Here is a 23,741-nt window from a genome sequence, read left to right as displayed (position 1 = left end):
GCCTGCGCAAGGTACCCGAGCGGCGTCGTCCGTGTCGATGGCAAAAGCCCAGGAAGACTGGCCATTCGGCCATGTCAGAGCGACCTACCCCGGGGTAGATTAGGACGTCAGAGGTAATCAATAAGTCACCGAGCGGACCGAAGGAGTGGATTGTGCCGATCAAGTCCTTCATGGGACTCGTGCGAGGCGAGCGCGATCACTCCCGCCCCGAATTCTTCGAGGGCGTCGCCACCCCGGCCAGGATCCTGGTGTTCGTTGCGGCCGTGGTGGCCTATTTCTCGGTGTCGGCCCTGTGTACGTGGCTGCTCCCGGACGTCATCACCCGGGATCTGCTGGGCGAGGTCATTCCGCGCATCATCGCGGTGGCTTCCGCTGCTCTCGTGTTCATGACGAGTGAGCGGCTATTGGCGCGCACCGTGGAGGCTACTGAGCATCCTGTGGGAGGGGCAGGGTCACCGTAAAGCGGCAGCGACCGTGTGTGTCCTCATCGACCGCGATGGTGCCACCGTGTGCGAGCACGATCTCGCGGCTGATGGCCAGGCCCAATCCGGATCCACCGGTGTCCCGGGCTCGTGAAGCGTCCAGGCGGACGAACCGTTCGAAGACCTTGTTCTGATCTGCGGGGGCAATCGTATCGCCGTTGTTGATCACGGTGAGCACCGCGTTCGTCTCGGTCGTGCTCAACCGCACCTCGATCAGCGACTCAGCATGGCGACCCGCGTTGGACAGCAGATTCCGCACCACGTGCTGCAGCTTGGAGGCGTCCGCGCGCAACCGTACGGGTTCGATGTAGACCGTCAGTTCCTGGTCCAGTGCGGGTCGGATCCGGGCGATCTCGTCCGACACCACCTCGTCCATGTCGGTGTCGGCAACGCGCATGTCCAGACCGGCGTCGTCCGCGCGGGCGAGGGTGAGGAGGTCCTGCACGAGCTGACCCATGCGCTGGGATTGGGAGACGAGCACCGGGGACAGTTCCTTCCACGTCTCTCCGGAGGGATCACTGCGGGCCACGTCCAGGGTGGTGGACAGCGTGGCCAACGGCGAGCGCAGCTCGTGGGACGCGTCGGCCACAAAGCGCCGTTGGGCGCGATCCGAGGCCTGCAGTCGGTCCAGCATTGCGTTCATGGTGGAGGCCAGCTGGGCGATCTCGTCGCGGGTGGGCGGAACATCCACGCGCTCGTCCAGATTGGCACCGCCAATGGTGCGCACCTGATCGGTGATGCGGCGAACCGGTCGCAGGGAACGGCCGGTAAGCCACCACATGGTCAGCGCCCCCAGGATGACGAGTAGCGGGCCTACTACCAGCACGAAAACCGCGACCACGGTGAGGGAGCTGGTTTGCAGGTTCACGGGAACGGCAACGACCAGCGTGTGCGGTTCGTTGTTGACCACTATGCCTTCGGAGACATATACAAAATCGTTGGGAATCCGCAGCGGAGCTTCGTTGTCCATGCGTGATTCGAACGTGTCACCCGGGGTGAGTGCCGGTGAGTCCAAATCAATGTCCCCGGCCATTGCCGGTGAGGAGGCCACCACCTCGCCCTCTTGATCGGTGAGTTGAACCAGAACACCCGGCTGACCCACCGCCCGGAGCAGCTCTGCGGGGTCCGCCTGGGACCACACATAGATCACCCGGTTCTCGGGTGTCTGTTGGCCGTCCACCAGTCGCGAGAGAACTTGCTGCTGACTGGTGACCGCTTGATCGTGGGCGGTGGAGACAATGTTGCGTTTGAGTACTTCCAGCAACAGCAAACCGGCCAGTAGCAGCACCACGATCATGAGCAGTGCCGCGGCAGCGGTGGTTTTCCGCCGCACGCCCCACCGTCTGCGAACGCCCATCACGCTCATGCGGCAGGGGTATCCGCAACCAGTCGATAGCCCATACCGCGCACCGTCTGCAATGTGTTGAGGCCAAAGGGCACGTCAATCTTCTTGCGCAGATATCCCACGTAGACCTCCACGATGTTCTCGGATCCCTCGAAGGCGGCATCCCACGCGTTGTCCATGATCTGCAGTTTGGACACCACGGTGTCCGCGTTCTGCATGAGGTATTGCAGGATCACGTACTCCTTGGCGGTCAATTCGATCACCGTGTCCCCGCGGGTGACCTTGTGCCGGGCCGGGTCCATTTCCAGGGTGCCCACGGTGATGTTGACCGGCCGCTCGGGGGCGCCGCGGCGCATGAGCGCCCGCAACCGGGCCACCAGGACCATGAAGCTGAAGGGCTTGGTCAGGTAGTCGTCGGCGCCCAGGTCGAAGGCGTCCGCCTCGTCGTACTCGCCGTCCTTGGCCGTCAGCATCAGTACGGGAGTCCAGTTCTTGGCCGCGCGGATCTCCTTGAGGATCGTGTACCCGTTCTTGCCGGGCAGCATGAGGTCCAGCACGATCACGTCGTACGGGTTCTCCTGGGCCAGCCACGCGCCGGTAATGCCGTCGTTGGCCACGTCCACCACGAATCCCTCGTTGGTGAGGCCACGGCGCAGCGACTCCGAGAGGTCCACCTCGTCATCGACGATCAGCAATCGCATATCAATTCCTTCGTCAGTTCATATCCGTGCCGCTTGGCCACCACGGTACGCCGGTCAGTCCGTTGACGGAGCGGCGGGTGCCGGCCCGGTGCTGGTTCGTTGCCCATTCGACCGGGCGCGGTAGCGCATGTCCACCACGGCCACGATCAGCGCCGCGATGACCGCCAGCGCCGTGGCGGCGAAGCCCGCGGTGATGGCCTGTCCCCAGTCCGTGTGGGCCAACACGCTGAACGCGACCGCGGTGATCATGGCGATACCCATCGAGGTACCGATGCGCTGGCCCGTCTGCATAATGCCCCCGGAACTCCCGGCGTATTCCATGGGCACCTCCGCCAGTGTGAGGGTTTGGTTGGGGCTGACCACAGCGCCCTGCCCCAGACCCACGAACGCCAGGGTGGCCAACAGCCACCATTCGCTGACCAACCCGTGTTCGCGCAGCTGGATGACCAGGACACTGAGTGAAAGACCTACCAGCACGCTGGCCATACCGGCGACCACGACCTTGCGCCCCAGGCGCAGCACATGCCGACCGGCCCAGTTGGAGGCCACGGCACTGGCCACCGCATTGGGTAGTCCGATCATCCCGCTCGCCAAGGCGGTGTGACCCAGCCCCTCCTGCATGTACTGGGCCACGAGCACCCAGATGCTGGTGATGCCCAAGAAGTACAGACCGATCAGGACCGACCCGTGCAGGAAGCTACGCACGCGGAAGATCGATAGATCCACCATGGGACTGTGCCCGCTCTGCTTGTGCTTCTTCTCCCACACTGCCCAGCCACCCAGCAGGACGAGACCCACGGGCAACAGGGCCCACACCCACGCGGAGGCTGCCGCGCGGGCCTCCATGAACGGCAACAGCAACGCCAAGATGGCCAGTCCCAGGATTACGGCGCCCACGGGGTCCAGCTCCCGCAGTGTCCTCCCCAGACTCTGCCCGCGCGTGCGCTGGAACAAGGGCTTGGGGAACCACATGAACGCCAGGATCAGGGCCAGAATGCCCACGGGAACGTTGACCAGGAAGATCCAGCGCCACCCCTCGCTCACACCACCGATCTGGATGAGCAGGCCACCCAACAGCGGCCCCACGCCCACGGAGATTCCCACCATGCTGCCGAACATCCCGTAGGCCTTACCGCGTTCGGCTCCGCGGAAGTACTGCTGGATCATGCCGATGCCCTGCGGGTTGAGCAACCCGGACCCCAGGCCCTGCACGAAGCGCGCCACCGTAAGGGTGGTGGCATCACTGGCCAATCCCGCCGCCACGGACGCCACGGTGAACACCGCCACGCCCGCGATGAACATGAACCCTCGCCCAAAGATGTCTCCGGCACGCCCGGCCGCCACGAGCACCACGCCAAAGGTCAATGCGTAGCCGGAGAGAACCCACTGCAATTGGGACTGACTCGCGCCCAAGCCTTCCTGAATGGAGGGCAGGCCCACGTTGAGGATGCTCACGCCCACCAAAGACATGAAGATTGCCACGAGCAGGACGGCCAGGATGCGCCAGCGGCGCGGGTCCGGCTGGTCGGTGCCCCGAGCTGCGCGGTCCTCAGATGCTTGGCCGGCGGTACCAGCAGAGCCGGAAGCCGAGGCGGAAGCAGCCCCGTCGCGCGAGGAGGAAGCTGAAGCGTGGTTGTCGTGGGCGGGTGTATCAGAGGAGGAGTGGCGGCCCATGGTGTGGTCGAAAGTCTTTCTGTCGTGGCCGGCGGGTGAACTGTGTTTCCCAAACCTTGTTCACCGCAGAAGAAGCGTGTCGGCACCATGCGCCGGCGACTCCGGGACTTCACGCCCGGCCGGGGAAAGTCGCGCGCGGGCCTGTGTCCGACACGACGCCCGGCACGGCGGCTTTCTCCCAGGAAACAGCAACGCACGGAGCTGAGAGTTCATTCCACTCGGCTCCGCGCCACGCTTTAATTCTTCTGCGGCCGCACGAATGGGAAGGACAGGACGTCGCGGATGGTGGTGTCCGTCATGAGCATGACGAGTCGGTCCAGACCGATACCGAGACCACCGGCCGGCGGCATGCCGGTCTCCAGTGCGTAGAGGAAGTCCTCGTCCACCTCCATGGCCTCAACATCCCCGGCGGCAGCCTTGAGGGACTGTTCGGTCAGACGATCGCGCTGTTCTACGGGATCGGTCATCTCCGAGTACGCGGTGCCCAGCTCCATGCCGTTGGCCACCAGGTCCCAGCGTTCCACGAGCCCTTCCTCCGTTCGGTGGGGCGCGGTCAGCGGCGAGGTCTCCAGGGGGAAATCCCAGTAGAACGTGGGCTCGATGGTCTGCGGCTCCACCAGCTCCCCGTACAGCTCCTCCAGCACCGCACCGGGCCCCATGCCGGGGCCGATCTCCACATCGTGCTCGGCGGCGATGCTCAGCAAGGTCTCGAAATTCGTGTGGATACTCACGTCCCGCCCCACCACTCGGCTGACGGCCTCGGTCACGGTCACCACCGGCCACGGACCGGACACATCCGTCAGCACCGGTGCCGCATGAGGGTCGCGGACATCCCTGAGCGGAAGGACCGCGGATCCGTGCAACGCCACGGCCACCTGCTTGATGAGCCCCTCCGTGAGCTACCGCATGACCGTGTAGTCCGAGTAGGGCAGGTAGGCCTCGAGCGAGGTGAACTCCGGGTTGTGCGTGGCATCCGCGCCCTCATTGCGAAAATTGCGGGAGATCTCGAAGATCGGCCCGGACCCCGCGACCAATAGCCGCTTCAAATACAGCTCGGGCGCGATCCGCAGCGACAGATCCATCCCGTACGCGTTGATGAACGTCTTGAACGGCCTGGCGGACGCCCCTCCGTGCACCGTATTGAGCACCGGAGTCTCGACCTCGCGGAATCCCTGGCCGGTGAGAAAGCCCCGCACCGTTTCCAGGGTCAGCGAGCGCTGTTTCAGCAGTTCCAGCTTTCCGGGATGCACCAGCAGATCGGTCGAGCGCTTACGCAGCCGCGCCTCCGGGTCCTCGAAACTGTTCCACGGAATCGGTTGCAACGCCTTGGACGCCATGGTCAGCTGCCGCGCGATCACGGATTCGGTGCCGTTGCGCGACGCTCCCCAGTGACCGTCCACGACCACCAGGTCACCGGAGTCCAAGTTCGCGCCCAGCACGTCCCACGTTTCGTCCATGCGCTCGCGGTCCAGCAGCACCTGCACGGTCCGGCCCGCGTCCGTGAGGTCCATGAACAGCACACCACCGTGGTCACGAAGCCTGCGGATCCGCCCGCTCACACGAACGGACGACGACGCCGCTCCGCCCGCCTCCCGCTCAGCCACCAGTTGGGCCACGGACCCCGCAGGTGTCAGCCCGACCGGATACGGGGCGATCCCCGCTTCGGCAAGCGCTCGGGCATGACGCAAGCGGTGGCGTGTTTGCTGCGAGCGCCGCGGAGCGAGCTCACGCGTGAGCTGCGGTTCGTGACCGAGCGCGGCAATGGCGGCCAGAGCGGCGTCGTCAAGGTGACGATCGGGTGCGCGACGCACGAAAGGTGAGGGCAGGAACCCTTCGACCTGCGCGGTGGTCGAAGCCATGCGCGGGAGAGAGAGCGCACTGTCGAAGCACGCGTAGCGCGGGGACCACTCGGGGAGGTACTTGGCGTTGGAGCGGTAGAGGCTCTCGAGCTGGAAGAACCGATCCAAGAACCCCAGCACTGATGAGTTGAAGCGTGTGATGACCCCGGCACCGAGCTCTTCGGCATCTGCGAAAACACCGCGGAGCATTGCAAAGTTCAGGGACACCTCGCGAATTCCATGGGCGGCCCCGTAGGACATGAGTTCGGACACCATCAGCTCCGTGGTGCCGTTGGGGGCATCCGGGGAGCGACGCATCACGTCCAAGGACAGACCGCGCCGCCCCCATGGCACGAAGGACAACATTCCCTTGACCTGACCGTGTTCGTCACGGGCCACCACCGCGGTGCATCCCCCGTCAGCGGGATCGCCCCAGCGATTCAAAGCCATGGAGAAGCCTCGGTCCGGCTCGTCCCCGCGCCACTGATCAGCGAGTACGCCCAATTCTGCGAGGGCTTCCGCGGACAGCGCGTCGTGACGGACGACCTCCACTTCCAGACCTCTCTGCCGTGCATGGCGAACCGCGCGGCGCACGTTGGTCATGGATGAATTGGCCAGTGAGAAACGGTCCGGGTGAAGGATGGCCTCGTCCCCCATCACCAGAACACCCAACCCGGCGGCCGCGAACGTGCGGGCGCCTTCAGCGGAGGCGGAGGTCACCGCCGGAGTCCAGCCGTAGTAACGGGCCCGACTCAGCCAGGTTTTGACCGCCACGGGCCAACTTGCTCGGTCCCCCACGGGATCGCCGGAGGCAAGACACACCTGACCCACCACCCGGTAGGTGATGGCCGCGCGACCATCCGGGGAGAACACCGCGTTCTTGTCGCGCCGGGTGGCGAAGTATTCCAGCGAATCCTGGCCCCCGTACTGGGCGAGCAGGGTGCGCAACGCGACTTCCTGGTCCGGTGACCACGTGGTCTCTTTGGAACTGGACCGCAAGAACATGAACACCGCCGTTACCACGGTGAGCGCGAGCAGCACCGACACCAGTCCGGGCAGCCATTCAGGCACCTGGTATCTGAATTGCGGGTTGGGTGTGTAGATCCCCAGACCCCGATTAATTGCATCCAGCAACACCCGGCCGTCATCACTGGCCGACTCCGTGGCAATCAGCAGGATCACGTGGGTCAATACGACCGTGATCAGAGCGCCCACCGAGAGCGTGATGATCGCCGAAACTGTACTCCTGGCCCTGGTGCGGCCGGGGAAGGCCGATCGCATCCACCAGGCCAACATCAACACGACCACGCCCACCACGAGCGCGGTCACGTCCACCGCGAAGAAGGCCATTGCGGTGCGGTCCGACAAGGCCTCCTCAGGTCCGATCGCAACTGTCGCCCATAGGTTCAGCGCGGATCCGAGGACCCCCAAGATCTGCAGTACCGCGACCATGGTCAGCGCAATCCGCTTCCGACGGATTAAGGCCCCGGTGACCAAAGCCAACAGTGCAACCGAGGCCAACGACGGCGAGACAGGCAGGTTCAGCGCCCCGAGCACCATGTACGGCACCGGGGAAATGACGGCCATCCATTGCATGACAGTGAGGATGAGCCCCAGCAGTGTGGCTATGGCGAACACCCACGTGAGGATGCGCGCGCCCCGTTCTTGAGCCGGAGTGGGCAGCAGAAAGTCACGGTGTCCGGAATCCCCCGTTAGCTGGGCGCCAGCTGTCAACTTCCTGCCGTTTGACTTTTTGGTCATTCAATCGACTCTCTTCGAATTACTATGTGTGCATCGGCGACACTCTATTTGTATTTCTTGTGGGCATCGGGCGACATCCGACCACGGTATGAAATATCCAAGAGAAGAGTCACGATATGAGTTTTTTGAATTAACAGGCTGGCCAGTTTTCATGATCGCCGTCACATTAGCGGCGGTTGTACTTTTCGTGGCCGTGTTTCTCGTACCGCGGTATCGGAAACCCGGCGCGTCCAGATACATCATCCAGTTCACGTCGATCCTGCTGGTCACGGTTCTGACCCTGTTGGTTATCTTCCTCAAGCTCAACAACGACAACCAGTGGTACGGCAACTGGGGTGACCTGGTCACCGGAGGGGATGGCGGGTCGGTCGCCACCCAAACCGCCGGCCTCGCCGTTCCATCCGACGCGGCTGCGGCCGAGCTACCCCACGCGCCGTTCACCAGCACCCAACTGGACCCGCGGGGCAGCAGGGGTATCGGCGCTCAGATGGATCCCACCGCAACCGGCGGGCAATGGGCGCATTTTGAGCTGAAGGGCAAGGAATCACACGTCACACAGCAAGTTACTGTGTGGTTACCCCCGTCGTACTTCACCGAGAAAGATCGTGCATTTCCTGTAATCACGGCCTTCACAGGATTTCCAGGGAGCGTGAACACGTACAGCAAATCCATGAATTTCGATCAACATATTAAAGCTGCGGTGCGTGACTCTGCCGTGCGAGAGCCCATTGTGGTGATCCCTGATGTCTTTCCCGGTAATCACGACACCGAATGTGTGGACGGCAATCACGGGAAGTACGAGACGTTCGTCAGCCGGGACGTCGTCTCGTGGGTCCGCGAGAACCTACGGGTTTCCCAGGACCCGCAGGCGTGGTCGACCTTCGGTTACAGCGCGGGTGGCTGGTGCTCGTCCATGTTCACCGTGCGCCATCCGGACATCTGGGGAAACAGCATTAACTTGGCCGGCTATTTCGCTCCGGATTACAGTAAAGGTCAAGAATGGGTGACCGCAGACCCCGCAGGGTATGACCTGGGCAAAGTAGTCGAAAAGAATAATCCCGATGTAAACATCTGGTTCTTCACCGGTGGTGAAGATACCCCGGCTATCAAAGCGGTAGAGAAATTCAAGGAAACGGTGAAAGATCCCACGGGACTGGTTGTTAATACGTCCCAGACCGGGGGCCACAGAGTTCCCCTGTGGACGGCACAGATCGAGCCTTCTCTTCAATGGCTCGGCCAGGTGTCACCGTATTTCGCGGCTCCGCACTCGTAGACCGGCCAGGCGCAGCACGTGCCCTCGAGCCTCCGCCCACGCCGGGTGCTCGAGCACGGTCCACGCATTGTGGTCCGCGTCGTCCACCACAGTGAGCTCTGCAGGGTCCCCCTGGTCCTTGGCGGCCGCAACGTAGTCCTCGGCCTGGTGCGCGGGTATGAGTTCGTCCTCACCACCCGAACATGCGATCACGGGAACACCGATGGGCAACAGCTCGCGGGGGGAGGCTTCCTCGTACCTTTCTGGTTCCTCGTCCGGGGCACCACCCATGAGAGTTCCCACTCGGTCATTCGCATCCTCGCGGAATGCACTGTCCAGGTCGTACACCCCCGCCATGGACACGCACCCCACCGGCTCCACAATGGGCTCCGCACCGACCTGGCCCTTCTCGAGTTGCGATCGCGACGCCGCCCACGTGGCCAAGTGTCCGCCGGCGCTGTGCCCGAGCAGCACGACCCGCTCTCCGTCGAGCTCGACCGGCGAGTGCTCCGTGAGGCGAGGGACGAAATCAACTCCCGCGGCGACGTCGTGCCCGGCCGCCGGCCAGCCCGCGCGTGCGGGGCCGCGATCTCTCTGGTCGGGATGAATGGTGCCGCGGTAGGCGATGGACCACACGGCAATCCCATAGGAGACGAGATCCGTACCGATGTCCGTCATGTACGACATGTCCGAGGCGTCTTCCCAGCTGCCGCCGTGGATCATCACCACCACGGGAACCTTCTCGCGGGCCGGCTCACCGTTGTCCTCAACCGGGACCGCAAGCATCCCGTACTGAGTACTCTCATCCGAACCGTAGGCAATGCGTTGCAGTTCGGACACCCCGTACGGGCCGGTGGTCTTGAATTCGGTGGTCACGCCGAGCTTTTCCGCAGCCCCGCAGCCTGCCAACACCGCGCCCGCGCCCAGAACGGTCATACCCAGGGCACCACGAAACAAGGAACGCCTGTCGATGCCGGTGCGGTTGTCGGTCACATCATCCCCCGAATCTCATTGACCTCACTCCACGGTACAGATCCCCGGCCGCGGCGTCCGTACGCGGTTATGGGGTGGGTGCGTACGTTGCGTGTTCGGTGCTCGAGTGCGGTGCGTCCAGGTCGTCACCGATCTCGATACGACGCCGCGCCAAGCCTTTCTGCCGCTTGGCCCCGTAAAGCGCAAGCAGACCACCCACGATCACCAGGGCGCAGGCCACGAGTGCCGGCGAGCGGTAACCGAAGCCCGCGGAAATCACCGCGCCACCCAGCACGGCACCAATCGAGTTGGCCACGTTGAAGGCCGAGTGGTTCAACGAGGCACCCAACAAACGCGCGTCCCCGGCGGCATCAATGAGCCAGCTCTGGATGGACGGCATGACGAACGAGTTGGCCAGACCCATGGCCAGCCCGGCCACAAAGATCCCCACGGGGTTACCGACGAGAGCCCACACGGCCAGCATGACGAGTGCGAGCACCGGGAAACCGACCATCATGGATTGCTTGGGGTAGCGGTCCGCGCTGATGCCACCGGCAATGTTGCCCACCGTCATACCGATGCCCACGGTTGCCAGCAACCACGGAACGGCACCACCGGGCAGGTGCGCGAGTTCGCGGCTCATCTGGGTGAGGTAGCTGAAGATCGCGAAGAAGCCGCCGAAGCCAATGGCGGCAACACCCATGACGATCCACACCTGCCCGTAGCGCAGCGCAGCCATTTCCCCCCTGCGGCTGGAACCAACAATGGGGCGCTGAGAGGGAACCGTGAACCACAGGGCCGCCAAAGTCACCAGGAACACCACGGCCACGGCAACATATGCCGCACGCCAGCCGAAGGCCTGACCCAGCGCCGTCATGGTGGGAACACCCACCACGTTGGCCACGGTCAATCCGGACAACGCCAAGGCAACTCCCTTGGCCTGATTACCCGGGCCCATCACGTCCGCGGCGACCAGCGACGCCAGACCGAAGTACGCACCGTGCGGCAGGCCCGCCAGGAATCGCATGACCATCAGCGTTTCGAATTCGGGAGCCACTGCGGAGGCCACGTTACCCACCAGCAGCGCGACCGCCATGACCAGAAGCATGGTGGTCCGAGACGCGCGAGCCACCAGGACGGAAATCAGAGGTGCGCCCACCACGACACCCAGCGCGTAGGCGCTGATCAACCAGCCAGCCTGAGCAATGCCCTGCTCGGGAGAGGCCGTGTACGTCTCTCCCAGCATGTCCTGTGCGATCTGCGGCAGCAGCCCCATGGAGACGAACTCCGTGCACCCGATGCCGAATCCACCCAGGGCAAGTGCGAACAGGGCGAACCTGCGGCGGGCGGGAGTCATTTGGGGCATGCGGGAAGAACCTTTCGAGGGCCGGATTTTGCGCGCGGAGTAGTGCGGCGCGTCTACCAGGGTGCCGGTTTTTATTCGCCCCGTGAACTACTTGTGGCGAGATTCACCAGAACTTGTCATTCTCCCCAGCCCGTGTACGAAAGTTATCCACAGGTGTGGAGAACATTGTGCATATCCCGAACAACATGTACTCCACAGGGTCCCTGCGCCCCGCGATGCCGGTATCCACAGGGTTGTTCACAGCTGTGGAATTACACGTTTGTAAGTTGTTAACAGGTGTGGACAACCCCTGTGGACAACTCGGTTCAGCCGCGATTGCGCAGTCCCGGCAGCATGGCCAAGGACACAAGACCGCCCACGATCAGACCGCCCACGTGTGCTTGCCAGGCAATGCCGCCCACCAGGAAGCCGAACGCCAGGTTGATCACGATGAGCACCACGATGGGCGTGATGCTGCGCTTGAAGTGACGCATGAAGATGAACAGGGCACCGAACAGTCCGAAGACGCCGCCGGAGGCTCCGATCACCAACACGTTGGGCTGTCCCAGCAGCAGCACGCCCAGGGAACCACCGAGCACGGACAGGATGAACAGGACGAGCATCCGCCAGGATCCGAGCAGGGGCTCAAGCATCCGGCCGAACAGGTAGAGCGTGTACATGTTCAGCAACAAGTGGATGGGCGAGGGCATGGAGTGCACGAACCCGGAGGTGAGCATGCGCCATGGCTCGGATGTGGTGAGCACCGGTGCATAACCCAGGATGGATGCCAGGTTGTAGGGGGTGATGGCGTAGACCAGCCACTGCAGACCCCACACGGCCACGCACACGCCGATGATGGTCCAGGAAACGGGCATGCCGCCCCCGCGGCGTCGGCGTTGCATCCCGGGGCCACCATGCCGCTGCGGCGGCTGTGGGCCGCGGGTCGGATCGTGCGGGCCGCCCTGGTGGGGCCCGCCGGCGCCCCCGTTGGAGCCTGAGATGTACTGACCGTACTGCGGGGCAGGAACGGGCCGGCCGCCCCACGGACCTGGCCCGTCGTTCGGGTTCTCTCGAGGATTCTCGTTCATGTCTGCTCCCGCATATTCACTGGTCATAGATACAACAAAGCCCACCCGGTCAACGGGTGGGCCTTGTCTACGAAAAAACTATCGAGGTCAGAGCTGCTCGATGTCGATGGAGGTGATTACTGCATCCTCCACGGGGCGGTCCTGGCCACCGGTGCGAACGTTGTTGAGCTCGTCCACGACCTTCTTGGAATCCTCATCGGCAACCTCACCGAAGATGGTGTGCTTGCCCTGCAGCCACGTGGTGGGTGCGGTGGTGATGAAGAACTGGGAACCGTTGGTGCCGCGGCCGTTACGCAGACCCGCGTTGGCCATAGCCAACATGTAGGGAGCGTTGAAGTTGAGTTCCGGGTGGATCTCGTCGTCAAAGTTGTAACCGGGGCCGCCGATACCCTGACCCAGCGGGTCACCGCCCTGGATCATGAAGTCCTTGATGATGCGGTGGAACACGACGTCCTTGTACAGGGGACCGTCCTGCTTCTCGCCGGTGCGGGGATCGGCCCATTCCTGGGTTCCGTCCGACAAACCAACGAAATTCTTCACGGTCTTGGGTGCGTGGTTACCGAAGAGTTCCACCACAATGTCGCCGTAGTTGGTGTGGATGGTCGCCTTGTGTGTTGCAATAGCAGTCATATTGTCATTGTGGCACGCTCCCGCGGGGGCGTCAGGGGCGCGGGGAGGCGTTCAGCGCACAGTGAAAAGCCCGTGAATCCGCTGATTGGGCCCTCCTGAGCTACTAATAAGCCCGTATGCTGATTGTGGAGCTTTTTAATGTCACTACTTCAGGAGGGACACGTTATGAGCTTGTTCAAGAGCAAGAGCCAAAAGAAGGCCAAGCTGGCGCAGAAGGGTGCCGAAGCAAAGGTCGTGGACGCCGGCGCATGGCTGTCCAACGAGATCGGTCACTTGGGCACCAAGCTGCAGCAGGGTGTCGAGACGGGCGCTTCCGCCCTGGCCACCGGTGTTCAGTCCTCCGGCCCGTACGTCCAGGAGGGCCTGGGTAAGGCTTCCGAGCTGGGCGGCACCGTGAAGGCTCGCAGCGAGAAGGCTGCCGCCGCAGGCGCAGCCGCTGCTGCACCGTTGGCAGCCAAGGCCGCCAAGAACACCGCCAAGGGCCGAGCTGCTGCCCAGGGCAAGTACGACGGCGCCGTGGCCGCTCTCGCAGCAAAGGTTGCGGATGCAGACACCTCGGATCAGTTCGACGCTCTGGTCACCAAGCTCACCGGTGACAAGAAGACCGTCAAGCGTATCCAGAAGGCTGCTCGCAACTCCGCCAAGGAGTACGCCAAGAAGCAGAAGAAGGCACAGGGTGGCAACAAGGGCCTGCTGGTCCTCGGCCTGATCGCTGCCGGTGCAGTGGCAGGCGTTGCCGCATGGCGCGCTTCCCGTCCGGTTCAGGATCCCTGGAAGACCCCGGCCACCACGTCTCCGCGCGTGTCCGCTTCCCCGGTCAACAACTCCACCACCGTGGCCGCCGGCCAGGGTGCCAAGGTTGACGACGTCAAGGATCCCACCTCGTCCGTGAACGAGCAGGGCACCTCCGCCCAGGCTGCGCACCGTGCATCCGACGGCGCCAAGTCCGTGGCAGAGGACGCCAAGCAGACCGTCAACGAGGTCAAGGAACAGATCAAGGGTTCCAAGCCCGAAGACAACAAGTGATCTGAGCCGGCTTCGCGCTAGCTAGAAACGCACCGACGCCGCCGGGCCCCGAGAAGGGGCGCCGGCGGCGTCGTCGTTTAAGGGCCTGGGATTTATCTCGAGCCCGAACTCGGGCCTTAGGTGAGAACCCCGGAGACGGTGTCCCACACCTGGTAGATGCCCAGAACGCCGAACAGTACCGCGCAGATCACGAGCACCGAGTTGGTGAACATGCCGTTACGCCAGTTCTTGGGCGTGCGTGAGGTGTTGAGCAGGCCCAGCAGGGTCACGGCCAGGAACGGCATGAACAGTGCGCCCAGCACGCCGTACAGCAGGATCAGGAACACTGGGCGGTCCAGCAGCAGCAACAGCATGGGCGGGAACGTGAGCCACAGCAGGTAGAACTTGAAGTACTTTCCGCCGTTGCGGGTGTCCGGGTGGTCCTTGGGGCGGTTACGGATATTGCCCCAGTAATCGGCGAACATGAGCGAGACACCGGACCACACGCCCACCACGGACGAGAAGGACGCCGCCCAGAAGCCGACCAAGAAGATCACGCCGATCACATCGCCGTAGCGTTCGCGCAGCACGGCATCGAGGTCGAGCAGACCGCGGTCGCCGGCGCTGATGGCGTAGCCGGCGGAGTAGAGAACCTCAGCGCCCACGACCAGCATGGCCAGGACAAAGATGCCGGTAATGGTATATGCGACCGCGTTGTCCAGCTGCATGACGCGCATCCAGCGCGGCTGATGCCAGCCCTTCTCGCGCAGCCAGTAGCCGTAGGCCGCCAACGTAATCGTGCCGCCCACGCCTCCGGCCAGCGCAAGCGTGTAGACCACGCCGCCCTGCGGGATCACCGGAATCAAACCCTTGAGCATTTCCGGGATGTTGGGCAGCGTGATGATCGCCAGACCCACCATGACCAGGAACATGATGCCCACCATGGCCGCGGTGACCTTCTCGACCGCCGCGTAACGCCCCATCCACACAATGCCAAAGCCGATCAGACCCATCATGATGGCCCAGGCCCACAGTGGCAGGAATGGGAACAGGGCGGCCAGCGGGAGCGCGGACGAGGACATGGCGGTCGCGCCGTACACGAAGCCCCAAATGAGGATGTACGGACCGAAGTACCACGACGTCCAGCGGCCCAGTGAGCGCCAGCCCTCGAAAATCGTGCGGCCACTGGACAGCGAGTATCGGCCCGCGCCCTCCACCAGAACGATCTTCATGATGGTGCCCACGATGACCGCCCACAGCAGCGTGTAGCCGTAGCGCGAACCAGCGGTCAGGGTCGCGACCATGTCCGCGGCACCCACACCGGTGGCAGCGACCACCAGGCCGGGGCCGACGATCCGCCACTTCTTGACCCGTTCCAGCTGCTCATTCGGATTTACCGACGGGTCCGGCAGAAAAGGTGTTTTATCGCGCATTCGGCTACTCCACTGACTTGGCAATCATGAGGGGGGTCACAGCAATTGTTCGTCAGTATTTCACGCGTTAACTGTTGGGAGGGATTGACACACAACTGTGGCAGACAGGTTGTTCAATGTTTCGCCCGCCCACACCGCCCAGTTGCCTTCCTGGGCCACGGCATACCGATCAGCGGGCACACCGGCGATCAACCCGCATCATCAGCACACAAAAAACCTCCGGGTTCCTGTCGCGACAGGAACCCGGAGGTTTTGACTGTGGAGCCTAGGAGATTCGAACTCCTGACATCCGCCTTGCAAAGGCGGCGCTCTACCAACTGAGCTAAGGCCCCTTATTCAATTGCGGCTCACCTGCCGGTGGGCCAGATCCCTGACTGTGTCAGTCGACGGGATCCACAGCTGAGTCCCATGCTTCGCGTTTGGCTTCCGCCTCACGCCAAGCTTTGAAAGCTGCGACGGACAGGCCAGCGAGTGCAGCCAATGCTGCGATTCGTGCCTTCATCGCTACCTCCACACGATTTTACTCGTGAACTCAGTGAGTGGGCGTACCAGGAATTGAACCTGGGACCTCTTCGTTATCAGCGAAGCGCTCTAACCGTCTGAGCTATACGCCCGTAGCACGGTCGACCAACAAGCTAACTTCTTGGTTGACCGAGCTGAAACTTTACCGGAGGTTTTCCCCGGCGCCAAATCGTGGACCGATCAGTCGTCGGTCAGGGTCACCCCGATACCGCCGATCAGTGCGGCCGCGATGTTGTACAACAGCGCGCCCAGCACGGACAGTGCGGTCAGCAGAATCACGTTGACCACGGAGATGATCGTTGCGAACAGCGCCACGTTACCCAAGGACAGGAATTCCTTGACGTCCGTACCGCCGGCGTTGCCGCCGAGCATCGACAGCATCTCGTTGATGCCGTCGAACAGTCCGGTGAGGTTCAGCACGAGCCACAGCACCAGCGATGCCACGACCGTGATGATGCCCAGCGCAACGGAGAGCAAGAAAGCCAGCTTGAGCACCGACCAGGTGTCGACCTTGGACACCACGAGCCGCGCGCGGCGCACCTTGGCGCGAGGCGCTGGACGAACCAGACCCTTGTTGCCCTGCTGGTTCTGCGGCTTCTTAGCAGCGGGCGTAGCCTGCTTCTTCTCTGCGGTTTTGGTTCCGCCCTTGGCGGGACTCACCGAAGAGTTCTTCGCGGGCTTGGCGCCCTTTGAGGCTGAGCTTGCGCTCATGCTTCACCTCCGTTGTCGTTGTTTTCCAACGCTACTGCATCGTCCGAGGTTGCCTCGACATCAATGCCCTGGTCCGCGGCATCTTCCTGAGCTTCTTCGGGGACGACGTCGCCGCCCTCCTCGACCTCGGAATCAACCTTTTTCTCGATCTCGCGTTCGGCGTTGTGAGCAACACCCACGATGTGATCGGAGGGGCCCGGCTTGGCGAAGATCACGCCCATGGTGTCGCGACCGCGAGCGGGTACTTCGGCCACGTTGGAACGGACCACCTTGCCCGCGGACATGACCACGAGGACCTCGTCCACTTCGCCCACGATCAGGCCACCGACCAATCCGCCGCGATCATCGGCGAGCTTGGCCACCTTGATGCCCAGACCGCCACGACCCTGCACACGGTATTCGATGACCGCGGTGCGCTTGGCGTAGCCGCCCTCGGTCACCACGAAAACGTAGGCGTCATCGGTGACCACGTTGGCGGACAGGAGTTCGTCACCGTCGCGGAACTTCATGCCGGTCACGCCGGACGTCGCCCGGCCCATGGGACGCAGCGCGGCGTCGTCGGCGGTGAACCGCAACGACTGGCCGAGGTGCGAAATCATCATGATGTCGTCTTCGGGAGTGGCGAGCATGGCCGAGACCAGCTCGTCGTCATCACGCAGGTTGATGGCGATCACGCCGGCGGTGCGGTTGGTGTCGTAGTCGGACAGGCGCGATTTCTTGACCAGGCCGCGGCGGGTAGCCAGCACCAGGTACGGAGCATCCTGATACGTGCGCAACTGCATGACCTGGGCGATCCGCTCGTCCGGCTGGAACTCCAGCAGGTTGGCCACGTGCTGCCCCTTGGCGTCGCGGCCGGCCTCGACCAGCTCGTACGCCTTGGCGCGGTACACGCGACCGAACGTGGTGAAGAACAGGATCCAGTTGTGCGTGGTGGTGACAAAGAAGTGCTCCACCACGTCACCGCCGCGCAGCTGGGCGCCCTTGATGCCGCGGCCACCACGGTGCTGCGAGCGGTACTCGTCCGAGCGCGTGCGCTTGACGTATCCGTCGCGGGTGATGGTGACGACCACTTCCTCTTCGGGAATGAGGTCTTCCATGGACATGTCGCCGTCGTAGCCGAACAGGATCTCGCTGCGGCGATCGTCACCGTAGTGGTTGACGATGTCCGCGAGTTCTTCGGAGATGATCTCACGCTGGCGGTCCTCGGAGGCGATGATCGCCTGGTACTCGGCAATCAAACGCTCGAGCTCCGCGTGGCGGTCCTGGATCTTCTGACGTTCCAGGGCTGCCAAGCGGCGCAGCTGCATGTTGAGGATCGCCTGGGCCTGGGCCTCGTCGATGTCGAGCAGCTCCATGAGCCCGTTACGAGCTTCCTCCACGGTGGGAGAACGGCGGATCAAGGCGATGACCTCATCCAGTGCGTCGAGCGCCTTGAGGAGGCCGCGCAGAATGTGTGCTTCTTCCTCGGCCTGCTTGAGGCGGTACCGGGTGCGACGCACGATGACTTCCATCTGGTGCGTGACCCAGTGATGCACGAACGCATCCAGGGACAGGGTACGCGGCACACCGTCCACGAGCGCCAGCATGTTCGCGGAGAAGTTCTCCTGCAGCTGGGTGTGCTTGTAGAGGTTGTTCAGGACCACCTTGGGAACGGCATCGCGCTTGAGCACGATCACCAAACGCTGACCGGTACGACCGGAGGTTTCGTCACGCATGTCCGCGATGCCTTGCACGCGGCCATCCTTGACGAGATCGGCGATCTTCACGGCAAGGTTGTCCGGGTTCACCTGGTACGGCAGCTCGGTGACCACCAGGCACGTGCGACCGTGGATCTCCTCCACGTTGACCACAGCCCGCATGGTGATGGAACCGCGACCGGTGCGGTAGGCATCCTCGATGCCCTTGTGCCCCAGGATCTGGGCACCCGTGGGGAAGTCCGGACCCTTGACGCGCTTGATGAGTTCTTCGAGCAGGGTCTCGCGATCCACCGTGGGGTTCTGCAGGTACCACTGCACACCGTCCGCCACTTCCCGCAGGTTGTGCGGCGGAATGTTGGTGGCCATACCCACGGCAATGCCGGAGGAACCGTTGACCAGCAGGTTGGGGAAGCGTGCCGGTAGAACGGTGGGTTCTTGCTGCTTGCCGTCGTAGTTGTCCTGGAAGTCCACGGTGTCCTCGTGGATGTCCCGGACCATCTCCATGGCCAGCGGTGCCATCTTGGTCTCGGTGTAACGCGGTGCCGCAGCGCCGTCGTTACCGGGCGAACCGAAGTTGCCCTGGCCGAGCGCGAGCGGGTACCGCATGATCCAGCTCTGGATCAGGCGCACCAGGGCGTCGTAAATCGCGGAGTCACCGTGCGGGTGGTAGTTACCCATCACGTCACCCACCACGCGCGCGCACTTGTTGAACGAACGCTCGGGGCGGTAACCGCCGTCGAACATTGTGTAGATCACGCGGCGGTGCACGGGCTTCAATCCGTCGCGCACGTCCGGCAGCGCACGGCCCACGATCACGGCCATGGCGTAATCAAGGTACGAGCGCTGCATCTCGGTCTGCAGGTCAACCTGCTCCACGTGGTCGCCGCTGCTCACGACGACGGCGCCCTCGTTTGTTTCGAGCTCGGTCGAGTTCTCGGGGTCGACCGGGACGTTTCCGTCCGGAGTCTCGTCACTCATTCGTTGCTATCCGTTTCTTCTCAGATCCCACAGTTCAACATTCGTGCCTCATATGGAATATGCGGCAGACGACATGTTCTAGATGTCGAGGAACCGAATGTCTTTGGCGTTCTGCTGGATGAATTCTCGGCGGGACTCCACGTCCTCGCCCATGAGCACCGAGAACACCTGGTCCGCCGCAGCGGCGTCGTCCATGGTGACCTGCAACAGCGTGCGGTGCTCGGGGTCCATGGTGGTCTCCCACAGCTCGGTGTAGTCCATCTCGCCCAGACCCTTGTAACGCTGGATGCCGTTGTCCTTGGGCAGGCGACGGTTGTTGGCCATGCCCTTGGCCACGGCCTCGTCACGCTCGGCATCCGAGAACACGTAATCGTGGGGGGCGTTGGACCACTTGATGCGGTACAGCGGCGGCTGAGCCAGGTACACGTAACCGTGCTCGATGAGCGGGCGCATGAACCGGAACAACAGCGTGAGCAGCAGCGTGGTGATGTGCTGGCCGTCCACGTCCGCATCGGCCATGAGCACGATCTTGTGGTAGCGGGCCTTCTCGATGTCGAAGTCATCGCCGATGCCCGCGCCGAACGCGGTGATCATGGACTGCACCTCGGCGTTGGACAGTGCACGATCCAGGCGAGCGCGCTCCACGTTCAGGATCTTTCCGCGCAACGGCAGGATGGCCTGGTGGGCGGGATCGCGACCCTGCACCGCCGAGCCTCCCGCGGAGTCACCCTCTACGATGTAGATCTCGGACAGCGTGGGGTCCTTGGACGAGCAGTCCTTGAGCTTGCCCGGCATACCACCGGACTCCAGCAGGCCCTTGCGGCGCGTGGTCTCACGGGCCTTACGCGCAGCCATGCGGGCCTGTGACGCGTAGACCGCCTTGCGGATGATGTCCTTGGCCGAGTTCGGGTTGCGCTCGAGCCAGTCTCCGAAGAGGTCGAACATCTCACGCTGCACGAAGGTCTTGGCCTCGGAGTTGCCCAGCTTGGTCTTGGTCTGGCCCTCGAACTGGGGTTCGCCCAGCTTGATGGAAACCACGGCGGTCAAACCCTCACGGACGTCGTCACCGGTGAGGTTTTCGTCCTTGTCGCGTAGCAACTTGTTCTCACGCGCGTAACGGTTGATCAACGTGGTCAGAGCCGAGCGGAAGCCCTCTTCGTGGGTGCCGCCCTCGTGGGTGTTGATGGTGTTGGCGTAGGTGTGCACCGACTCGGTGAACGAGGTGGTCCACTGCAGGGCCAACTCCAACGACATCTGCTTGTCTTCGTCTTCCACTTCCAACGCAATGACGTCGTTGTGGATCAGATCCGCCTTCTTGGAAGAGTTCAGGAAGGTCACGTAGTCCAACAGGCCGTTGTCGTACTTGTACACCACCTGCAGGTCACCGTTGGCGTTGGTGTGGGTCTCGCCGTTCACCGCGTTGACGGTGCCGCCATCCTGGCCCTCGACCGGCTCCTCTTCGGAAACCTTGGCCTCAGCGCCGGCAATTTCCTCGCCGGTCTCGTCCTTCTGACGCTCGTCCGTGAGCGTGATGCGCAGGCCCTTGTTCAGGAAGGCCATCTGCTGGAAACGGGCACGCAGCGTCTCGAAATCGAAATCAACGCTCTCGAAGATCTCGGGGTCCGGGTAGAACGTCTGCGTAGTGCCGGTTTCTTCGGTGGCCTCGCCCTTTTGGAGCTTGCCCTGCGGGATACCGCCGTTGGCGAAGTCCATGCGCCACGCATAGCCCTGACGACGCACCACGGTCTTCACGCGTGCGGACAGGGCATTCACCACGGAGATGCCCACACCGTGCAGACCACCGGAAACCGCATACCCGCCGCCACCGAACTTACCGCCGGCGTGCAGGATGGTCATGACCACCTCTACGGTGGGCTTGCCCTCGCTGGGGTGCATGTCCACGGGGATACCGCGACCGTTGTCGGTGACGCGCACGCCGCCGTCCGCCTGAAGCGTGATCTCGATGTGATCGCAGTAGCCGGCGAGTGCCTCATCGACCGAGTTGTCGACCACCTCATACACCAGGTGGTGCAGCCCGCGAGGTCCGGTTGAACCGATGTACATCCCCGGACGTTTCCTGACGGCCTCCAGGCCTTCCAGAACGGTGATATCGCTGGCACCGTATTCGTGCTGTAGGGGATCCTCTGTAGCCACGGGGTCTCCGGTCCTCCTGCATAATCGACGTAGATCGATTGGTCGGCCCACATAAATACAGCCGATGAGACGGCGCGCGGCTCATCGGCTGGCGGGGCGAAAAGATCTTGTACCGCAATTCTACCGGATAAAGCGCTCAACGGCCCGCAGACGCCCCGAGGGGTCGATCTGCTGGGGGACCACATGAGCCGGGGGTCATTCCGAGATTTCCGGCATCTACAGCCTCATCCGTCAGATGTAACCGTGTTATCCGTAGGTATCGCGGGGTCCGCGGCCCTGTACGGTCCATCGACCCTTCTTCCAGCTGGGCCCCACGGGTCCGTGAATCTCGAGCTTGGTCACGATGCCCTCGCCCAGCCGATCCGCAAAGGTCCGCAGGATCTGCGACTGCATGAGTCGCAGCTGGGTGGCGTACGCGGTGGAATCGCACCGTACGCGCACCACGGTGTCCTCGAAACTCTCGGGCCACGTGTGTTCTGCATTGCGCGCCCCCACCAACGAGGCCCAGTCCGCGAGCACGCTGCTGACGTTCACCGGGGTCTTCCACCCCCGGTGAGCAATCAGCGAGTCCACGATATTGCCCAGTTTCCGCGGATCCCGCGCGGACTTGCCGGGCCCCGAATATCCACCCATCTGCCGAGCATCCACGGGCCGGTTGTAGCGCTGCTTGAGCGCCGGCGATCCGGTGCCGTCCTCCATGGCTTGCCCGAAGAACTTCATGTTCTTGGCAGCCGCCGCTTTGGACAGTCGCGAGTCGCCGCGCTCCTGGGCGGCGCGGCGCACCCGCTGCAGGGCAGAGGCGGCTGCATCGACAACGTCTTCCCGGGCCGGATCAGCCATGCTCACCCTGGTCTCGTGGGTCCTGAACCGACGACGACGTCGCATCGCGTTCCCCTGCGGAAAGGTCGCGTTCCTCGTCGACCTGGGGAGCGGGCAGATCCTCGGAAGGTGACTGTTCGCCCGGGACCTGCTCGAGCGCCGTCGTCGAATCCGTGACCTCGACCTGGCCGGGGCTTACACGGACCACCCGGTGGGGATTCTCGCGCAACGCGTCGGGAAGGTCCTCGTCCACCGCAGCGGTCACCAGAACCTGCTCGGCCTGTTGGACCAGCAAGGCCAGTTTCTGCCTGCGCCGCGCGTCCAGTTCCGCAAACACATCATCGAGAATCAGCACGGGCGCCGCACCCTCGCTGGGATCGTCCGCCACATGGACGTACCAGGACCCCAACCGCAAGGCCAAGGCCGTGGACCATGTCTCACCGTGGGAGGCGTAACCCTTGGCCGGGGTGTCTCCCAGGGAAATCACCATGTCATCCCGGTGCGGCCCCACCAGGGTGATCCCGCGTTCCTGCTCCTGTTGTGCGACTCTTTCGAAGGCCTGGAGCATCAGCTCGTAAAGATCCTGCACGGAGAAGTGTTCCAGGGCTGCGACGTCTGCAGAGGGGTCCAAGGACGAACACTCGTAGTGCAGTCCTACGTGCTTGGACCCGTCGGTGAGCTGCTGATAAGCCCGGTCCACTTCCGGTTCCAACGCCTTGAGCAGCTGTAACCGTGCACCCATGACCGCGGCCCCGGCGCGAGCCAATTGGTCGTTCCACACGGTCAAGGTGGCCTGGTGAGAATCCGACAGCTGACGCGAGTAACGAGCAGACTTCAGCAGCGCGTTGCGTTGTTTCAGAGCCCGTTCGTAATCGCTGCGAGCGGCCGCCAACACCGGACGCATGGACGTGGCCAGGTCGTCCAGGAACTTCCGGCGGTGCCCAGGATCGCCCTTGACCAAGGTCAGGTCTTCCGGGGAGAACACCACCGTGTGGAGCACACCCACGGCTTCCCGGGCTCGAACCGGAGCAGCGCGGTTGATCTGTACCCGGTTGGCCCGGCGGTCGTTGAGTTCGAATTCAAGGACCGTCTGCTGAGTGGCCCGGCGGATCCGGACGCGCACGATCGCTCGTTCGGAACCCGTTTTGATCAGCGGGGTATCGCTGGCCACGCGGTGGGAGGACAGGTTGGCCGCCCAGTCGATGGCCTCGACCACGTTGGTTTTACCCACGCCGTTGGGACCTACGAATACGGTCAGCCCGCGTTCCAGGGGCAAATCGAGACTCGCGTAGGTCCTGAAATCCAGCAGGGACAGGTGGTCTACGAACACATGA

Annotated in this window: 17 protein-coding genes, 2 tRNA genes and 1 pseudogene; 3 read left to right on the top strand and 17 right to left on the bottom strand. The window is 63.4% G+C overall.

Features of this window, described 5'->3' with window-relative positions; translation table 11 throughout:
- Nucleotides 1-152: 152 nt before the first annotated feature.
- Entirely contained in the window at nucleotides 153-461 is a 309-nt protein-coding gene (locus ABD283_RS12975; RefSeq protein ID WP_344225400.1) for a hypothetical protein, read from the top strand.
- On the opposite strand, the gene ABD283_RS12970 is transcribed toward ABD283_RS12975, so the two are convergent.
- The 4 genes and pseudogenes from ABD283_RS12970 to lysX form a co-directional block, all read right to left on the bottom strand.
- Nucleotides 424-1,848, bottom strand: coding sequence for a sensor histidine kinase (locus ABD283_RS12970; protein ID WP_344225399.1), 1,425 nt, complete (start codon nucleotides 1,846-1,848; stop codon nucleotides 424-426). The genes ABD283_RS12975 and ABD283_RS12970 overlap by 38 nt on opposite strands.
- On the bottom strand, nucleotides 1,845-2,528 hold the full coding sequence (locus ABD283_RS12965; protein ID WP_344225398.1) for a response regulator transcription factor: 684 nt from the start codon (nucleotides 2,526-2,528) through the stop codon (nucleotides 1,845-1,847). Before ABD283_RS12965 ends, ABD283_RS12970 begins: the two co-directional genes overlap by 4 nt.
- 54 nt (nucleotides 2,529-2,582) lie before the next feature.
- Complete coding sequence (locus ABD283_RS12960) at nucleotides 2,583-4,202, bottom strand: MFS transporter (protein WP_344225397.1); 1,620 nt, start codon at nucleotides 4,200-4,202, stop codon at nucleotides 2,583-2,585.
- 236 nt (nucleotides 4,203-4,438) lie between these two features.
- Nucleotides 4,439-7,801: pseudogene (gene lysX / locus ABD283_RS12955) on the bottom strand (bifunctional lysylphosphatidylglycerol synthetase/lysine--tRNA ligase LysX).
- Nucleotides 7,802-7,952: 151 nt separating this feature from the next.
- Between lysX and ABD283_RS12950 the strand changes: the two are divergent.
- Nucleotides 7,953-9,074 carry an alpha/beta hydrolase gene (locus ABD283_RS12950; protein WP_344225396.1) on the top strand — a complete coding sequence of 374 codons (1,122 nt, stop codon included), beginning with the start codon at nucleotides 7,953-7,955 and terminating at the stop codon, nucleotides 9,072-9,074.
- Here ABD283_RS12950 and ABD283_RS12945 read toward each other — a convergent pair.
- The 4 genes from ABD283_RS12945 to ABD283_RS12930 all read right to left on the bottom strand — a co-directional run bounded on the left by ABD283_RS12945 (nucleotide 9,045) and on the right by ABD283_RS12930 (nucleotide 13,088).
- The gene (locus ABD283_RS12945; protein WP_344225395.1) at nucleotides 9,045-10,046 is read right to left on the bottom strand and encodes an alpha/beta hydrolase family protein; all 1,002 of its coding nucleotides are present in this window, start codon (nucleotides 10,044-10,046) and stop codon (nucleotides 9,045-9,047) included. The two genes, ABD283_RS12950 and ABD283_RS12945, sit on opposite strands and share 30 nt — an antisense overlap.
- A gap of 67 nt (nucleotides 10,047-10,113) precedes the next feature.
- Nucleotides 10,114-11,391 carry an MFS transporter gene (locus ABD283_RS12940; protein ID WP_344225394.1) on the bottom strand — a complete coding sequence of 426 codons (1,278 nt, stop codon included), beginning with the start codon at nucleotides 11,389-11,391 and terminating at the stop codon, nucleotides 10,114-10,116.
- Nucleotides 11,392-11,696: 305 nt separating this feature from the next.
- On the bottom strand, nucleotides 11,697-12,458 hold the full coding sequence (locus ABD283_RS12935; RefSeq protein WP_344225393.1) for a rhomboid family intramembrane serine protease: 762 nt from the start codon (nucleotides 12,456-12,458) through the stop codon (nucleotides 11,697-11,699).
- Between the two features lie 87 nt (nucleotides 12,459-12,545).
- A complete protein-coding gene (locus ABD283_RS12930) occupies nucleotides 12,546-13,088 on the bottom strand; it encodes a peptidylprolyl isomerase (RefSeq protein ID WP_344225392.1) in 543 nt (180 codons plus the stop codon).
- A 165-nt stretch (nucleotides 13,089-13,253) separates the two neighbouring features.
- On the opposite strand from ABD283_RS12930, the gene ABD283_RS12925 reads away from it, so the two are divergent.
- Nucleotides 13,254-14,114 (top strand): hypothetical protein, encoded by an 861-nt coding sequence (locus ABD283_RS12925; RefSeq protein ID WP_344225391.1) that lies wholly within the window; start codon nucleotides 13,254-13,256, stop codon nucleotides 14,112-14,114.
- 116 nt (nucleotides 14,115-14,230) lie between these two features.
- Here the strand turns inward: ABD283_RS12925 and ABD283_RS12920 are convergent, their stop codons facing one another.
- From ABD283_RS12920 to recF, 9 genes are all read right to left on the bottom strand, one after another.
- The gene (locus ABD283_RS12920) at nucleotides 14,231-15,526 is read right to left on the bottom strand and encodes an Nramp family divalent metal transporter (RefSeq protein ID WP_344225390.1); all 1,296 of its coding nucleotides are present in this window, start codon (nucleotides 15,524-15,526) and stop codon (nucleotides 14,231-14,233) included.
- A 259-nt stretch (nucleotides 15,527-15,785) separates the two neighbouring features.
- A tRNA-Ala gene (locus ABD283_RS12915) sits at nucleotides 15,786-15,858 on the bottom strand.
- Nucleotides 15,859-15,905: 47 nt separating this feature from the next.
- Nucleotides 15,906-16,028: a hypothetical protein gene (locus ABD283_RS12910; RefSeq protein WP_315275654.1), complete on the bottom strand. Its 123-nt coding sequence runs from the start codon at nucleotides 16,026-16,028 to the stop codon at nucleotides 15,906-15,908.
- 38 nt (nucleotides 16,029-16,066) lie between these two features.
- Nucleotides 16,067-16,140: transfer RNA gene (locus tag ABD283_RS12905), tRNA-Ile, on the bottom strand.
- Between the two features lie 88 nt (nucleotides 16,141-16,228).
- Nucleotides 16,229-16,759 carry a DUF3566 domain-containing protein gene (locus tag ABD283_RS12900; protein ID WP_344225389.1) on the bottom strand — a complete coding sequence of 177 codons (531 nt, stop codon included), beginning with the start codon at nucleotides 16,757-16,759 and terminating at the stop codon, nucleotides 16,229-16,231.
- Nucleotides 16,756-19,434 (bottom strand): DNA gyrase subunit A, encoded by a 2,679-nt coding sequence (gyrA, locus tag ABD283_RS12895; RefSeq protein WP_344225388.1) that lies wholly within the window; start codon nucleotides 19,432-19,434, stop codon nucleotides 16,756-16,758. Before gyrA ends, ABD283_RS12900 begins: the two co-directional genes overlap by 4 nt.
- A gap of 78 nt (nucleotides 19,435-19,512) precedes the next feature.
- Nucleotides 19,513-21,588 carry a DNA topoisomerase (ATP-hydrolyzing) subunit B gene (gyrB, locus tag ABD283_RS12890; protein WP_344225387.1) on the bottom strand — a complete coding sequence of 692 codons (2,076 nt, stop codon included), beginning with the start codon at nucleotides 21,586-21,588 and terminating at the stop codon, nucleotides 19,513-19,515.
- A 246-nt stretch (nucleotides 21,589-21,834) separates the two neighbouring features.
- Nucleotides 21,835-22,428, bottom strand: coding sequence for a DciA family protein (locus ABD283_RS12885; RefSeq protein ID WP_344225386.1), 594 nt, complete (start codon nucleotides 22,426-22,428; stop codon nucleotides 21,835-21,837).
- On the bottom strand, nucleotides 22,421-23,737 hold the full coding sequence (gene recF / locus ABD283_RS12880; protein ID WP_344225385.1) for a DNA replication/repair protein RecF: 1,317 nt from the start codon (nucleotides 23,735-23,737) through the stop codon (nucleotides 22,421-22,423). The genes ABD283_RS12885 and recF overlap by 8 nt, the downstream gene beginning before the upstream one ends.
- Nucleotides 23,738-23,741: the final 4 nt, after the last annotated feature.

This window comes from Kocuria atrinae, from assembly GCF_039531425.1.
In the GTDB taxonomy this organism is placed as follows: domain Bacteria; phylum Actinomycetota; class Actinomycetes; order Actinomycetales; family Micrococcaceae; genus Kocuria; species Kocuria atrinae.
The sequence above is the reverse complement of the archived record's forward strand: the minus strand, read 5'-3'. Positions and strand labels throughout refer to the sequence as shown.

What these genes read in the sequence shown, in the direction of transcription:
- ABD283_RS12970 (WP_344225399.1), bottom strand. Translation starts at nt 1,848, where the DNA reads ATGAGCGTGATGGGCGTTCGCAGACGGTGGGGCGTGCGGCGGAAAACC.
- ABD283_RS12965 (WP_344225398.1), bottom strand. Translation starts at nt 2,528, where the DNA reads ATGCGATTGCTGATCGTCGATGACGAGGTGGACCTCTCGGAGTCGCTG.
- ABD283_RS12960 (WP_344225397.1), bottom strand. Translation starts at nt 4,202, where the DNA reads ATGGGCCGCCACTCCTCCTCTGATACACCCGCCCACGACAACCACGCT.
- ABD283_RS12950 (WP_344225396.1), top strand. Translation starts at nt 7,953, where the DNA reads ATGATCGCCGTCACATTAGCGGCGGTTGTACTTTTCGTGGCCGTGTTT.
- ABD283_RS12940 (WP_344225394.1), bottom strand. Translation starts at nt 11,391, where the DNA reads ATGCCCCAAATGACTCCCGCCCGCCGCAGGTTCGCCCTGTTCGCACTT.
- ABD283_RS12935 (WP_344225393.1), bottom strand. Translation starts at nt 12,458, where the DNA reads ATGAACGAGAATCCTCGAGAGAACCCGAACGACGGGCCAGGTCCGTGG.
- ABD283_RS12930 (WP_344225392.1), bottom strand. Translation starts at nt 13,088, where the DNA reads ATGACTGCTATTGCAACACACAAGGCGACCATCCACACCAACTACGGC.
- ABD283_RS12925 (WP_344225391.1), top strand. Translation starts at nt 13,254, where the DNA reads ATGAGCTTGTTCAAGAGCAAGAGCCAAAAGAAGGCCAAGCTGGCGCAG.
- ABD283_RS12920 (WP_344225390.1), bottom strand. Translation starts at nt 15,526, where the DNA reads ATGCGCGATAAAACACCTTTTCTGCCGGACCCGTCGGTAAATCCGAAT.
- ABD283_RS12910 (WP_315275654.1), bottom strand. Translation starts at nt 16,028, where the DNA reads ATGAAGGCACGAATCGCAGCATTGGCTGCACTCGCTGGCCTGTCCGTC.
- ABD283_RS12900 (WP_344225389.1), bottom strand. Translation starts at nt 16,759, where the DNA reads ATGAGCGCAAGCTCAGCCTCAAAGGGCGCCAAGCCCGCGAAGAACTCT.
- gyrA (WP_344225388.1), bottom strand. Translation starts at nt 19,434, where the DNA reads ATGAGTGACGAGACTCCGGACGGAAACGTCCCGGTCGACCCCGAGAAC.
- ABD283_RS12885 (WP_344225386.1), bottom strand. Translation starts at nt 22,428, where the DNA reads ATGGCTGATCCGGCCCGGGAAGACGTTGTCGATGCAGCCGCCTCTGCC.